The sequence below is a fragment of the Novosphingobium sp. Fuku2-ISO-50 genome (genome assembly GCF_001519055.1).
Taxonomy (GTDB): Bacteria; Pseudomonadota; Alphaproteobacteria; order Sphingomonadales; family Sphingomonadaceae; genus Novosphingobium.
In genome coordinates, this window is the sequence record NZ_KQ954302.1 from 66,933 (window position 1) to 81,673 (window position 14,741).

The 14,741-nt window shown below is 62.3% G+C and carries 11 protein-coding genes and 1 tRNA gene; 9 read left to right on the top strand and 3 right to left on the bottom strand.

Features of this window, described 5'->3' with window-relative positions; all coding sequences use genetic code 11:
- Positions 1 to 107 precede the first annotated feature (107 nt).
- Together AQZ50_RS17540 and AQZ50_RS17545 are read right to left on the bottom strand one after the other, a co-directional pair.
- On the bottom strand, positions 108 to 2,246 hold the full coding sequence (locus tag AQZ50_RS17540) for a xanthine dehydrogenase family protein molybdopterin-binding subunit (protein WP_067748254.1): 2,139 nt from the start codon (positions 2,244 to 2,246) through the stop codon (positions 108 to 110).
- Positions 2,243 to 2,716 carry a (2Fe-2S)-binding protein gene (locus AQZ50_RS17545; protein WP_067748256.1) on the bottom strand — a complete coding sequence of 158 codons (474 nt, stop codon included), beginning with the start codon at positions 2,714 to 2,716 and terminating at the stop codon, positions 2,243 to 2,245. Before AQZ50_RS17545 ends, AQZ50_RS17540 begins: the two co-directional genes overlap by 4 nt.
- A gap of 252 nt (positions 2,717 to 2,968) precedes the next feature.
- Here AQZ50_RS17545 and AQZ50_RS17550 point away from each other — a divergent pair, with 252 nt between their 5' ends.
- From AQZ50_RS17550 to AQZ50_RS17585, 8 genes are all read left to right on the top strand, one after another.
- On the top strand, positions 2,969 to 3,838 hold the full coding sequence (locus AQZ50_RS17550; RefSeq protein ID WP_067748258.1) for an ABC transporter permease: 870 nt from the start codon (positions 2,969 to 2,971) through the stop codon (positions 3,836 to 3,838).
- On the top strand, positions 3,838 to 4,689 hold the full coding sequence (locus AQZ50_RS17555) for an ABC transporter permease (RefSeq protein WP_067748260.1): 852 nt from the start codon (positions 3,838 to 3,840) through the stop codon (positions 4,687 to 4,689). The genes AQZ50_RS17550 and AQZ50_RS17555 overlap by 1 nt, the downstream gene beginning before the upstream one ends.
- Positions 4,690 to 5,796 (top strand): ABC transporter ATP-binding protein, encoded by a 1,107-nt coding sequence (locus tag AQZ50_RS17560; protein WP_067748262.1) that lies wholly within the window; start codon positions 4,690 to 4,692, stop codon positions 5,794 to 5,796.
- Positions 5,797 to 5,845: 49 nt separating this feature from the next.
- Positions 5,846 to 7,186 carry an NAD(P)/FAD-dependent oxidoreductase gene (locus tag AQZ50_RS17565; protein WP_067748264.1) on the top strand — a complete coding sequence of 447 codons (1,341 nt, stop codon included), beginning with the start codon at positions 5,846 to 5,848 and terminating at the stop codon, positions 7,184 to 7,186.
- A gap of 42 nt (positions 7,187 to 7,228) precedes the next feature.
- Positions 7,229 to 8,587 (top strand): glutamine synthetase family protein, encoded by a 1,359-nt coding sequence (locus AQZ50_RS17570; protein WP_082703762.1) that lies wholly within the window; start codon positions 7,229 to 7,231, stop codon positions 8,585 to 8,587.
- Positions 8,588 to 8,630: 43 nt separating this feature from the next.
- On the top strand, positions 8,631 to 9,698 hold the full coding sequence (locus AQZ50_RS17575; protein WP_067748266.1) for a polyamine ABC transporter substrate-binding protein: 1,068 nt from the start codon (positions 8,631 to 8,633) through the stop codon (positions 9,696 to 9,698).
- Between the two features lie 337 nt (positions 9,699 to 10,035).
- Complete coding sequence (locus AQZ50_RS17580) at positions 10,036 to 12,600, top strand: TonB-dependent receptor (protein ID WP_067748268.1); 2,565 nt, start codon at positions 10,036 to 10,038, stop codon at positions 12,598 to 12,600.
- A 118-nt stretch (positions 12,601 to 12,718) separates the two neighbouring features.
- A tRNA-Met gene (locus AQZ50_RS17585) sits at positions 12,719 to 12,795 on the top strand.
- Between the two features lie 68 nt (positions 12,796 to 12,863).
- Here the strand turns inward: AQZ50_RS17585 and AQZ50_RS17590 are convergent.
- Positions 12,864 to 13,883, bottom strand: coding sequence for a tyrosine-type recombinase/integrase (locus AQZ50_RS17590; protein ID WP_231730387.1), 1,020 nt, complete (start codon positions 13,881 to 13,883; stop codon positions 12,864 to 12,866).
- A gap of 396 nt (positions 13,884 to 14,279) precedes the next feature.
- Between AQZ50_RS17590 and AQZ50_RS17595 the strand changes: the two genes are divergently transcribed.
- The gene (locus AQZ50_RS17595; protein ID WP_067748270.1) at positions 14,280 to 14,672 is read left to right on the top strand and encodes a helix-turn-helix domain-containing protein; all 393 of its coding nucleotides are present in this window, start codon (positions 14,280 to 14,282) and stop codon (positions 14,670 to 14,672) included.
- The last annotated feature ends 69 nt before the right edge of the window (positions 14,673 to 14,741 follow it).

The window sequence follows — 14,741 nt, forward strand, 5'->3', positions numbered from 1 at the left end:
CGAAGTCTAGCCGCCGAACACCCCTCCCCGCACGGGGAGGGGCTTTTCATGTCACACGCCTGTTGCCTGTGATTTCCTCATCCCGGAATTGAGCGGCTGACTGAGCGTCAAGCCGTCCCCAGCCCCTTCTGCAGCGGCAGCGCGCGCACGCGCTTGCCCGTTGCGGCATAGACCGCGTTGGCGAGAGCGGGGAAGATCACCGCGTTGGGCGGTTCGCCCATGCCGCCGGGCTTTTCGTGGTTTTCGATGACCGTGGTGTGGATCACCGGCGCCTCGTTCATGCGCAAGACGCGGTAATCGTGATAGTTTGACTGTTCGACGCGGCCATTGGCAATCGTCACTTCGCCATAGAGCGCAGCCGAAGTGCCGAAAATCACGCCGCTGTCGATTTGCGCGGCGACACCCGACGGGTTGATCGCCTGGCCGCAATCGACCACGATCGTCACGCGCCTGACCGAAATCTGGTGGTCCTTGTCGACCGCGACTTCGGCGACCGCCGCCATATAGGTATCCCACAAGTGGATCACCGCCACGCCGCGTCCGATGCCAGGCGCAGTCTTTTCGCCCCAGCCCGATTTGTCGCGCGCCATCTCGAGCACAGCGCGGGCGCGCGGATCCTCGATATGCGACAGGCGCCAGGCGATCGGGTCCTGCCCCAGCTTGTGCGCCACTTCGTCGACCGCGCTTTCCATGACAAAGGCGCTGCGCAAGGGGCCGACCCCGCGCCACCACCCGGTCGGGACCAGGCTTTCCTGTTGCTGAAACGTCACCTTGCGCGCGGTGGCCGGGTAGATCGGCGTAATCGCGCCTTCGACCGCATCGTCATCGACGCCCTTGAACGCCGGGCCCATCAGCCGCGCCATGATCGACGATCCGGCGATCTTGTGCTCCCACGCGGCGATCTTGCCATCGGCACCAATCGCGATGTCGATCCGGTCGGCATAAGCCGGTCGATACCAGTCGTGGCCCATGTCCTCTTCGCGCGACCAGATCAGCTTGACCGGAAACGGCACCTGCCTGGCCAGATCGACGCAGCGTTCGACCATGTCCGGCTCCAGCCTGCGACCAAAGCCGCCCCCCATCAGCCGGTTGTGCAGCGTGACTTTTTCGAGCGGCAGGCCGAGCCGCGTTGCCGCAGCCTTGCGCGCGTCCGACGGGATCTGCGTCCCGTTCCAGATTTCGCATTGGCCGTCATGGACATGGGCGACGCAATTGGCCGGTTCCATCGTCGCATGGGCGAGGAACGGCTGGGTATAAGTCGCGCTGAAGCGATGCGCCGCACCGACCCGCGCCGCATCGAGATCGCCCGACGTCGCCGCGACAAACCCGGGCTTGTCGAGCGCAGCCGTCACCGCGCCGATGATCGCCGCATGCTGCGCCCCGCTGTGCGCCGCATCGGCGGTCCACTGCGCCTTGGCCGCCGTCATCCCCTGCCGCGCCGCCCAGGTGTTTTCCGCCAGGACATAGACCACGTCATCGCCCCGGATCACCCCGATCACGCCGGACACGCTGCGCGCCGCAGCCTCGTCCACGCCGGCCAGCTTTCCGCCGAAAATCGGACAGACCATGATCGCGGCGTATTTCATCCCCGGCACAAAGACATCGATGCCGTATTCTGCCGTGCCGCGCGCCTTGGCATCGCCGTCGAGCCGACGATGCGACTTGCCGATCACGCCATAGCTCGATGCCGGACGCACCGGCGCTTCGGTGGGCAAGGGAGCCGCCGCCGCCGCCGCGACGAGCGCGGCATAAGGCAGCACTTTGCCGCCCGGCTTGTGAACCACGGCGCCATCATGCGCATCGCACTCGGCAACCGGCACACCCCATTGCTTCGCCGCGGCCATGACCAGCGCAAGGCGCGCCTTGGCACCCGCTTCGCGCAACGGCTGCCACACATCGCGCACCGAGGTCGATCCGCCCGTGCCCTGGTCGATCGGCGCAAACCGCGCGGCATCGCCATCGGGAATGGTGACTTTGACATCCTGCGGCTTCACCGCGAGTTCTTCGGCGGCGATCATGGTGATCGTGGTCAGGATACCCTGCCCCATTTCGGTCTTGGGCAAGGCGAGCGTGACCCGCCCTTCGCCATCGACCCCGAGCCAGGCATTGCCCGCCAGCGCGGACGGCGTGGCGGCGCGGCTGCGGCTGGCGCCAAGCGCCACGGGCACCATCAGCGCGCCGGATACCGCGCCCGATCCGATCAGGACGTCGCGACGGGTGGCGCCATCGGCACGCTTAAGGGTCATGCCTTTTCTCCCGCGTGGATTTCGGCGGCACGGCGGACTGCGGCGCGAATGCGCGGATAAGTCCCGCAACGGCAGATATTGCCGCTCATCCCTGAATCGATCGCTTCATCGTCGGGCTTGGGATTGTCCTTGAGCAGCGACGCGGCGGCAACGATCTGCCCCGGCTGGCAATAGCCGCACTGCACGACATCGACTTCATTCCAGGCCGCGATCAGCGCCTTGCCCAGCGGCTGCTCCGTCAGGCCTTCGATCGTGGTGATCGACTTGCCCACGGCATCGCCCGCCGGAGTCTGGCACCCGAACACGCGCATGCCGTCGAGCAGCACGCTGCACGCGCCGCACAGACCCGCAGCACAGCCATACTTGGTTCCCGGCAACCGCGCGACATCGCGCAAGAGCCACAGCAACGGCATTTCGGGCGGGGCATCGAATGTGCGCCGTTCACCGTTGATCGTCAGCGTGACAGCCATAAATATCCCCGAAATTCGATTATTCACCCGGCATTTCGCAGCAAGCACCGCGTCATGTCAAGCGCCCGCCCGGACGAAGCGGCATTCAGGACTTGATCTATATTCAGTCAGTTACAGGACCGCCCGCACGACATGCGGGCGCACCGCATCCGACGACGCCGTCTAAATCAGCGCACCAAGACGATTGACCCGTCCCGACCCGCTGCGTAATTGCGATCTCAGACGACAGTGCGAAGGAGCAAGGGGCACGCCATGGCGTCAGCGCGGGGCATTTCAGGCGGCAGCCGCAGCGCATTCTGGGCGGTGTTCCTGACACCCGCGCTATGGATGATGCTGTTTTTCGTCGTGCCGCTTTCGGTGATCTGGGCCTACAGCTTTGGCCGGACGCTGGGCCTGACCGAAGTCGTCGTGACCGGAACGCTGGCCAACTATGTCCGCGTGTTCGATCCGGTCTACCTGATGATCTTTGCCAAATCGCTGGTCTTTGCCGGGGTGACGACGGCGATCTGCCTGATCATCGGCTTTCCCTATGCGCTGGTCATGACGTTTGCTTCGGCGCGCGCCAAGATCCTGTTGCTGCTGGCGATCATGCTGCCGTTCTGGACCAACCTGCTCGTGCGCACATATGCGCTGATGGCGGTGATGCGCACCGAGGGGTGGATCAACGATGGCTTCGGCCTGGTCGGGCTGGGCCCGTTCGAAATGCTGCACACCAATTTCGCGGTGATCACGGGCCTGGTCTATGTCCACTTGCCGTTTATCGTGCTGCCCCTGTTTTCGACGCTCGACCGGCTTGACCGCTCGCTGATCGAAGCCAGCCTCGATCTCGGCGCGGGGCATCTGCGGACGATCTTTCAGGTGGTGATCCCGATTGTCTGGCCGGGAATCCTGTCGGCGGTCCTGCTGTGCTTCATTCCGGCGCTGGGCTCGTACCTGACGCCCGATTTGCTCGGCGGGCCCGACAGCCAGATGATCGCCAGCGTGATCGAGCGCCAGTTCAAGCGCGCCAACGACTGGCCGTTCGGCGCGGCGCTGTCGTTCATGCTGATGTACCTGACGCTGGCGGCAATGGCCTGGCGCGCGCTGGCCGAGCGCCGCGCCGCCGGGAAGGAGGCTCATTGATGGCGCTGTTTGGAAAGAAGCGCGAAAGCGGGCCGCTCGACTATGCCGGGCGCTGGTCGCTGCGGCTGTGGGTGGCGGGCGTGATGCTGTTTCTCTATCTGCCGCTCGCCAGCCTGATCCTGTTCAGCTTTAACGATTCCAGGCGCACCATCCGCTGGGAAGGCTTTACGTTCGACTGGTACGGCAAACTGGCGAACGACGATGCCCTGATCAGCGCCTTTACCAATTCGCTGACGATCGCGGCGATTTCCACGCTGTTCAGCGTCGTGCTCGGCGCGATGTCGGCGATTGCGCTGTGGCGGTTCCGCTTTCCCGGAAAAGGGCTGTTCGACGGGATGATCACGCTGCCGATCGTCGTGCCGGAAATCTGCATGGGTGTGGCGATGCTGGTGTTTTTCGGCACGATCATGCCCTGGCCGCGCGATCTGGTCTGGCCATTGGATCTCGGTGCGATCGCCATCGCGCATATCACCTTCAGCTTTCCCTTTGTCACGGTCGTCGTCCGCGCCCGGCTCGCCTCGTTCAACCGTGAGATGGAAGAAGCCGCGCGCGATCTGGGCGCCGGCGAATTGCGCGCGCTGTGGGATGTCTTGCTGCCGCATGTGCGCCCCGCGCTGATTTCGGGCGCGCTGCTGGCCTTTACGCTCAGCCTCGACGATTTCGTGATCACCTTTTTCACCGCCGGGCCCAACACCGTGACCTTTCCGGTGAAAATCTATTCGATGGTGCGCTTTTCGGTCACGCCAGAGGTCAACGCCGCCTCGACCGTGCTGATGGCGATTACCGTGGCGATGACGCTGCTCGGCATGAAACTGCAAGGGGCGGACATCGCCCGATCGGAAGCTCCGTAAATGCTCATCCGCTTTGAAAACGTCACCAAGCGCTTCGGCAGCTTCATCGCGGTCGACGATGTCAGCCTCGATATCGAAGCGGGCGAATTCTTTTCGCTGCTCGGCCCGTCGGGCTGCGGCAAGACGACGCTGCTGCGCATGCTGGCGGGCCTTGAAACCCCGACCGAGGGCCGCATCCTGATCGACGGGGTGGATATGGTCGGTGTTCCGCCCAACCGCCGCCCGGTCAACATGGTGTTTCAATCCTACGCGGTGTTTCCGCATATGAACGTGGCGCAAAACGTCGCCTACGGCCTGAAAATCGACCGCGTGCCCAAGGCAGAGCGCGAGGCGCGCGTTGCCGATGCGCTGGCGCTGGTCAAGCTGAGCGAATTTGCCCACCGCCGCCCCGATCAGCTTTCGGGCGGACAACGCCAGCGTGTCGCGCTCGCCCGCGCGCTGGTCAAACGGCCCAAAGTGCTGCTGCTCGACGAGCCGCTGTCGGCGCTCGATGCCAAATTGCGCGATGCGATGCGCGGCGAACTGGCGCAGATTCAGCGCGATGTCGGCGTTACCTTCGTCATGGTCACGCATGATCAGGACGAAGCGCTGGCCATGGCCAGCCGCTGCGCGCTGATGAACCGGGGTACGCTGCAACAAGTCGCCACGCCCGGCGATCTCTATGAATACCCCGCAAACCGCTTCGTCGCCGACTTCATCGGCACGATCAACTTGTTCGAAGGCACGCTCAGCGTCGACGCCCCGGACCATGCCGCCGTCACCACGCCCGCGCTCGATGCGCCGATCCATGTCGATCACGGTGTGACCGGCGCGACCGATGCGAAAGTCTGGGTCGGCGTGCGCCCCGAAAAAATCGCGATGACCCCGGCGAGCGGCCCGCGTCCCACCGGCCCCGCCGCGATGCCGCAGGCCAATGTCACCCACGGCACGATCATGACCAGCGCCTATCTCGGCGCGGTCACGTTTTACGATGTCGCAACGGCGGGCGGCACGATGATCAAGGTCAGCGCGCCCAACGGCACCCGCAGCGCCAGCCCCGCCCTGCCCGCCGGAACGGCAGTCTGGCTGCACTGGGCGCCCGACGCACCAATTGTCCTGTTGGGATAACCGCGACGTCGATTGACCGGCCCCGGCGCGGCTGGTAGATTCGATCGCAATGTTTGTCTCTCGATCCAGCGAGCGGGCCATCGAGCGGGCAGGTCCAAGCGGCGAGGATACGAGCCGCTTTCCAGGCTCATATTATGCCGCCAGTCTTGGCGCGGCAATTGCTGCTCCGGCGCTGGGCGGCGATGCGATCACAGACTTCTGCGTCATCGGCGGCGGCTTTACCGGGCTTGGCGCGGCGCTCGCGCTGGCGCGGCGGGGCCGCTCGGTGCGGCTGGTCGAAATGGGCCCGATCGGCTGGGGCGCGTCGGGGCGCAACGGCGGGCAAGTCCATGTCGGGTGGCAACAGGATCAGCCCTGGTTTGAACAGCGCCTCGGCACCGACCGCGCGCGCGCGCTGTGGCAGGCGGCGCTCGATGCGCGGGCGCATCTCGACAGCCTGATCGCACTGGCGGACGACGCCTGCGACTATCGCGCCGGATTGATCCACGCCGATCACAAGGCCGATCACGTCGCCGCGACGCACGCGCATGTCGCCATGATGCGCGAGACGTATGGCTATGACAGCCTGACCCCGCTGTCGCGCGATGCCCTGCGCGCCATGGTCGGCAGCCCCGACTATCACGGCGGCAGCTTCGACGCGCGCGGCGGGCATCTTCACCCGCTCAAGCTGGCGCAGGCGATGGCCCGCGCGGCGCAGGACGCAGGCGCCGTGCTCCATGCCCATACCCCCTGCACCGGGCTCGAACCCGCCCGCGACGGCTGGCGCGTAAAAACCCCGCACGGCACGATCACCACCGGCCAAGTGCTCGACGCGACCGGCGCCTATGCGCGCGCGCTCGTGCCGCAAAGCGACGCGCATGTCCTGCCGATCAACAACTATATCGCCACCACCGCGCCGCTCGATCCCGCGCTCGCGACAAGCCTGATCCGCAATGATGCGGCGGTTTCCGACTCACGCTTTGTAGTCTATTATTTCCGCATGACGCCCGATCATCGCCTGCTGTTCGGCGGCGGGGAAAGCTATGGCTATCGCATGCCGCGCGACATTGCTGCGTTCGTAAGACCGCATCTTGCGCGCATATTTCCGCAACTGGCGGACGTGCCGATCAGCCATGCCTGGGGCGGCAGTCTGGCGATTTCGCCAAACCGCCTGCCCTTTGCCATCGAGCCGCGCCCCGGCCTCCATGCCGTCAACGGCTTTTCCGGCGTCGGCGTCGTGCTCGCGCCCTGGCTGGGCGATGCCGTCGGGCGGGCCATGGCGGGCGAAGCGAATAACGCCTATGACCTTGTGCGGCGACTGCCCTCCCCACGTTTCCCCGGGGGACCATGGTTGCGGTGGCCGACCCAGGCCCTCGCCATGCGATTCATGGCGCTGCGCGACCGCTTTTGACCGGTTGACCGGCGCCGTCCTTTCAGACGGAAGTATATGCCCATGACCGAACCCGCTCCGATCGCCGACTTTGCCGAATGGATCCGCAGCAGAGGGATCAGCGAAGTCGAATGCCTCGTGCCCGACATCAACGGCGTCGTGCGCGGCAAAGTGTTTCCCGCCGACAAGTTCATCTCGTCCGCCGGCAGCATGAACCTGCGCCTGCCCTCGAGCGTGTTTTCGGTGACGATCACCGGCAACTATGCCGACACCGATGCCGACGATTTCCTCTATCGCGATCCCGATGTCTCGCTGCGCCCCGACATCCGCTCGATCTGCGTCGCGCCGGGGTTCCGCACGCCGACCGCCTTCGTCGTGGCCGACGCGCTGCATCGCGACGGAGCGCCGTTCGAGATCGCCCCGCGCTATGTCCTGCAACGCGTGCTCGACCTCTTTTCGGCGATCGGCTGGAACATGGTCGTCGCGCCCGAGCTCGAATTCTATCTTACCGAAATCAATTCCGATCCCGACTTGCCGATCGTCCCGCCGCGCGGGCGCTCGGGCCGCGCGGAAAGCTCACCACAGCCCTACGGCCTTGAATCGGTGACCGAATTTGAAGACATCATCGAAGAGATCTACGACAATTCGGAAATCGCCTCGCTGCAACTCGACACGATGATCCACGAAAGCGGCACCGCGCAGCTGGAAATCAATTTCAACCACGGCGAGCCGATCGCGCTGTGCGATCAGGTCACCATCTTCAAACGCATCGTCCGCCAGGTCGCGCTCAAACACGGGGTCTATGCGACGTTCATGGCCAAGCCGATGGAGACCCAGCCGGGCAGCGCGATGCACCTGCACATTTCCGCCGAAGACGATCAGGGGCGCAACCTGTTTGGCAATGCGGCGGGGATCACCAACGAATTTCGCCATTTCGTCGGCGGGCTGCAACGCTATCTGCCCGAAATCGCGCCGCTGTTTGCGCCCAATGTCAATTCATTCCGCCGCATGCGCCCGGCCCACAGCGCGCCGATCAACGTGCAATGGGGCCATGACAACCGCAGCTGCGGCCTGCGCATCCCGACGTCGAACATGCAGAACACGCGGATCGAAAACCGCCTGCCCGGCGCCGATGCCAATCCCTATATCGCCATCGCCGCCAGCCTTGCCGCCGGGTATATCGGGCTGCGCGACCGGATCGAGCCTTTGCCGCTGATCACCAGCAACGCCTATCTCGAAGAGCGCACGCTGCCGCGCAATCTCGACGGCGCGCTGAAACAGATGATCGCCTGCGAGCCGGTCATGGAACTGCTCGGCGAAGGGTTTATCCGCGCGTTTTACGAGATCAAGATGAACGAGCTGTCGGCCTACGACGAAGTGATCAGCTCGTGGGAACGGGACCACCTGTTGCTCAAGGCGTGATTGTGCGTTTAAGAACGGCGCTTCATCGCAGGAGACCCACTGAATGACGCGTACCCGGCGCACTTTGCTCAAGGACATCGGTCTGGCCGGGATCGGGCTGAGCTTTACCGGCGCGCTGGGCGCCTGCGCGCGACACAAAAGCGTCAACACGCTCAATCTCTACACCTGGGACACCTACATCGGCAAACACACGCTGGCCGATTTCGAAAAGGCGAGCGCTTCGCACGTCAATATCAGCCTGTTTGCCAACAATGACGAGCTGTTTGCCAAGCTGCGCGACGGCAATCCGGGCTATGACGTGATCGTGCCGTCGAACGACTTTGTCGAGCGCCTGCACCAGTCGGGCGCACTGACCGAACTCGATCATGCCAAGATCCCCAATCTCGCCAATATCGATCCGCGCTTTCTCAATCCGCCGTTCGACCCGGGGCGCAAGGTCTCGGTGCCCTATACCTGGATCGTGACCGGTATCGGCTATCGCAAGTCAAAGGTCGACGGCGTCCCCGACAGCTGGAAATGGATGCTCGATTCCGACCGGTACAAAGGCCGGATCGGCCTGCTGGCCGAAGCGAGCGAACTGTTCGAGATCGGCGCAAAGTACCTCGGCCTGCCCGCCAACACCGCCGATCCGGCCACCATCGCGCGGATCCAGGCGATGCTGCTGAAGCAAAAGCCCAATATCGCGACGTTTCACGATGACAACGGGCAGGATCTGCTGCTCGCCGGCGACATCGATCTGGTCATCGAATATAACGGAGACATCGCCCAGGTCATGCGCGAGGACAAGGATCTCGGCTTTGTCGTGCCCCGCGAAGGCGGCATTCTCGCCAGCGACGGGCTGTGCATTCCCAAAGGGGCGCCAAACCCCGCGCTCGCCCACGAATTCATCAATTTCGTGCTCGACGCGCACAACAGCGCGCATATCTTCGAAACGATCCGCTATCCCACGCCCAACAAGGCGGCGCTCGCGCTGATGCCTGCGGAATATCGCGACAATCCGGTGATTTTCCCTGCGGAAACCGCGCTCGCGAAATGCGAATATTCGCGCTACCAGGGGCAGATGATCCAATCCGCCTACGAACAGGCGATGACGCGGGTGCGCGCGGGCTGACAAGCCCCCTGACCGCCGCAAGGCGTGTTCACGATCACAGGTGCGAATGCATGTCAGGTGCAGTCGCGCCGCCGGGTCGCGCGCCTCTGCTCGCGCGCCGCCACGATCGCCAACAGCCGGTCAGCACCACCCCGAAACAGGGAATTCGTGACTTTTTCGACACACCGCGCGACCAGTTGGACCGTCCGCAAGCAAGGCGTTTGACAATTGCGACCCATCGCGGTGAATAGGCCGCTGATCTATCTGTGATCCCTGCCAGCAAACAACGTCAATACAGCGCGTTACCATCCGGCATCAGGGGATCACTTTACGAACCGGACCGAGGGGGGTTACGTCGATGTACCGCAATTCATACCGTCATCAGGCCAGCAGCATGCGCAAATGGCTGCTCTGCGCCGCCACGAGCCTGAGCGTGCTCGCCCCCGCCAGCGCCTTTGCGCAAGCGGTCGTCCCCGCCGATCAGTCAGGGGCCAGCGACACCAAGCCCGCCGGTCTTGGCGAAATCGTGGTGACCGCCACTCGTCGTTCGGAAAGCGTGCAGAAGGTTCCGATCAGCCTTCAGGCGCTGACCACTGAAAAGCTCGAACAGCGTCAGGTCGTCAATTTCTCCGACTACGCCGCGTTGCTGCCGTCGGTCAGCTATGCATCGCTCGGGCCCGGTCGTTCGGACCTCTATTTCCGCGGTATCTCGTTCGCATCCGAAGGCGCCGGCGACGTCACGCAGGAATCGGTCGCGGGTATCTACCTCGACGAAATCCCGATGACCTCCGCCGGGCGCATGCCCGAAGTGCACGTCTATGACATGCAGCGCGTCGAAGCGCTGTCTGGTCCGCAGGGCACGCTGTTCGGATCGTCCTCCTTGTCGGGCACGCTGCGCCTGATCACCAACAAGCCCAAGCTCGGCGTGTTTGAAGGCGGATACGACGTCGAAGTCAACAAGTTCACCAAAGGCGGCGCCAACAGCGGCACGGTGGACGAAGGCTTTATCAATATCCCCGTGACCAAGAACATCGCCGTGCGCATGATGGCCTATTACGACCACACCGGCGGTTATATCGACAATGCGCCCGCGACGCTGACCTATCAGGTCTATCCGAACGGCGCGAACAACGTAAACAACCCAAATAACGTGCCGACTGGCACTTACACGATCAGCAACAGCAGCACGCTTGCTGCCAACTCGACCAACAACATTGCCAAACGCAATGCCAACCCGGTCAGCGAATACGGCGGGCGCATCGCCGTGCTTGGACAGTTCGGTGACTGGTCGGTCCTGCCGCAGGTGGTCTATCAATATCTCGACGCCAAAGGCTCGTTCAACTACGACCCAAAGCTTGGCGATCTCACAGTCCATGACTTCGGCCCGACCGAAAACCGCGACGCATGGGTACAGGCAGCGCTGACGATCAACGGCAAAGTCGGCGATTTTGACGTGATTTCATCGAGCGGCTATTTCCATCGCCGCATCAAAAACTCGAACGATTACACGTATTATACCGCACACTACGACCAGCCGGGCAACACCTCGTCGATCTGGTTCCACGACAAGAACGGCAACCTGATCAACCCGACGCAGGAATATACCGGCGACAACACGTACGACAAGTTTACCCAGGAAGTGCGCGTGTCCGTGCCGAAATCCTGGCCATTCACACTGACCGCCGGTGCGTTCTACCAGTGGCAGAAAAAACAGATCAACGAATCCTATGGGCCCGCAGGCTTTGGCCAGGTCAACCAATTGGCTGTCAACGAAGTTCTTAACTCGGCTGGGGTGCTGCAAAGTCAGGGACTGCGCGGCGACGCCTTTTACCTGACCGAAAACAACCAGGTCTCCAACGACTACGCGCTGTTTGCCGAAGGCACTTACCCGATCACCACCCGGCTGAAATTGACCGGTGGGATTCGCGTTTTCCGCGCCAAGACCCAGTCCACAGGCTTTGACGGCACCGCCAACGGCGCAAATGTCGGCGCGTTCATAGCCGGTTGCGCCACGCCATTCACCGCGCCGCGCCTGCAAGCGTGCAACAACGTCGGCACGGCAACGCCCTATGACCAGAGCGGTGAAACGCACAAAGTTACGGTGAATTATCAGGCTGCCCCCGGCAAAATGATCTATGCCACGTATTCGACCGGGTTCCGGCCGGGCGGCAACAACGTCATCGCGCCGACCCAATCCTATAAGGCGGATACGCTGTCGAACTATGAATTGGGCGTAAAGACCAGTTGGGGCCGCAATTTTCGGCTCAACGCCGCGCTATATTACGAACAGTGGAAGGGTCTGCAGTACTCTGTCATTCCGGTCGGCTACAACGGCAACGGTGGAATCATCAATGCCGGCAACGCGCGCGTCTATGGTCTGGAAAGCGATTTCGACTGGCACATCGGCAAATTGGCGCTGTCAGGTTCCGGGGCGTACAACGATGCCAAGCTTAGCACGGACTTGTGCGATGCCGTTTCGATCAGCGCCCTCGTGCCGCTCTCAACCTGCTCGGTAGCCGCAGGCACCCTGGCCGCCGCCGCAGGCACCCGCTTGCCACGCCAACCGCGCTTCAAGGGGCAACTTCAGGCGCGGTACTCTTACACCGTGGCTGGTCTCGACGCCTTTACGCAGGTGGCAGCCGATCACCAGTCCTCGTCGACATCGGACCTCAACGCCGTCAATGATCAACTGCTCGGCGATGTGCCCGGCTTTACCAGCGCCGATTTCTCGACCGGGGTCAGCCGCGACAAGTGGAGCCTGGAATTCTTTGTCGAGAACTTCACCGACACACGCGGACAGATGTCGCGCAACACGTTCTGCGCGATCTCGATCTGTGCAAACCCGGCAACAGGCACAAGCAATACCCGCACTTTGCCGAACAAGCCGCGCTTTGTCGGCCTGAAATTCTCGAACAAGTTCTGATCGCGAAAGCGGCGGGGAAAACCGGAAAATTCCGGGTTGACCCCGCCGCCCCCCACGCTTATGTGCGCGGCCTGCCTTCGCACCGGCCCAGCCGGATCGGTGCAAAGCGGCCCTTTGGGGCGGAGTAGCTCAGCTGGTTAGAGCAGCGGAATCATAATCCGCGTGTCGGGGGTTCGAGTCCCTCCTCCGCTACCATAAAAACAATAACTTAGGTCCATCACAGTCTCTCCAAAACAGGGCCGGTTTACAAACTCTGTAAACCGCTAGGCGCTGAGGCGCTCCACCATCGACACAATGACACGTGCTTCATCGACGTATCGGCTGCGAATTTCGCTGATCCGTTTGGCCGTCCAGCCAATGGTCCGGGCGATCTCTTCATCGGTCAGACCGCGCATGGCTAGCCAAGTCGCATAGGTCCCGCGCAGGTCGTGCATGGTCCTGTCGAAGCCTGTTGGCTTGGCCTTCTGGAACACGCTTCCCAACCCGCTTTCGGTCCACGGTTCGCCCCGGCTGTTCCTCAGGATCGGTCCGGTTCCTGCACCAATCGAGTCGAGTAGCGCCCGAAGGTCGGGGAGAATCGGAATGATGGCTCGCCCTTTACGCTTGCGGGTAGTCAGGATGATGGCCTTATCGCCAACGTTCTCCCATGTGACACGTACCAGATCACCCAATCTCAAACCCGTTAGGCTGGCGAGACGCAGCGCGCGATCCAAGTGATCGGAGTAGAGCGACCGGCCATTTTTGTCCTTGCTGGACTTCATGGCATCCCAGTGCCTGTCCTCCCAAATTTGGTCGGCTTTGTTGACGTGATGGAGTTGCCTGATGCCAGTGGCGATATTGACGGGCAGAATGCCTTCGCCCTGAGCCCAACCAAGCACGGTCGCCATGGTGACGCTTGCTTTGTCTGCGGTTCGCGGTTGCTCTGCCCAGGTGTTGCGCCAGTCGATGATCTCCGTGCGCATGCGCTGATCCTCAAAGGCCGCGATGGGTGCTGGACCGAACTTTTCGCTGATACGATCCAGCCAAAGCCGGTAATCTCTCTTGGTGCTCTCGGCCAACTTCACGAATTCGGGGCTTTGTCGATAGCGATCCAGAACATCGTCTAGGGTCTCAAGCGTCCCCTTGGATGGAGAGCGGGCCTTCTCGGCCTTCATGATGAGGGCCATATCGACCACTGGCCGCTCACCGAATGCCTTGTGGATGCACGGGCCGCCACGCCAAGCATAGACGTACCATATGCAGCCTTTGGCCGATCGCTTACCGACTATGTGCAGTCCGGTCACGACCCTGGTCTTTTGCCTTCCACGCATCGAATGCACTTCCAACTTGTTGTGTGGCAGGGGGAATGAAGGTGACGCCATCGGCGCGAATATCGACGCCGGCCGCTGTGTGGCCCAAACTGGTCCACCAGTCATAGGCCTGCTGAATCTCCGCCAATGGCACCAATCTGCGGCGTGACGTCATTTCAGGGCTCCGTATGAAATCGTTGCGGCCCGCATTTCAACGCTCGATGAGCGCGCGGTTGCGCACCCAGTCCATCACCAAGCACACGCAAAAGCACTGTTTGCATGGGCGCGTCTCCTGTTGTATTTTACAGACGATCATCTGTAAAAAGTTTACATTAGTGTGTTAACTCACATATGTGAGATTCGTCAAGGCCCTTGGAAGGGGAATTTTGAATGAGCATCGGAGGGCGCATTCTGGAGATCCGAAAGGCTCTCGGCCTGAATCAAGCCGACGTCGCTTCGGAGCTTGGGATCTCGCATGGCGCTCTGGTGAATTATGAAAAAGGCCTGCGCGAACCGCCTGCCAGCGTCATTCTTGGCTTCGCGGAGCGCTACAAGGTAAGCGCCTCTTGGGTTTTGACCGGCGAGGGTCGGCCGGATCAAGCAGGTCTGGATGAAACATATGCTCGCTCCATCGCAACCGCATGGGCTTACCTTAGTCGCGGCGGCGATGGCGTAGAGAGAGATGCGCTCATCAAACTCGGAAGTGCATTATTCCAATACCTTTTGGAACATGGTGAAATCAGCGAGACAATGTCTCAGAAAATTCTATCATTGAGCGCGTGATATGAACGAAAAATGTGAATCACCATTTGTGGACACTCGGATTCTGGCAGCTTTGCATGCCGTAAATCT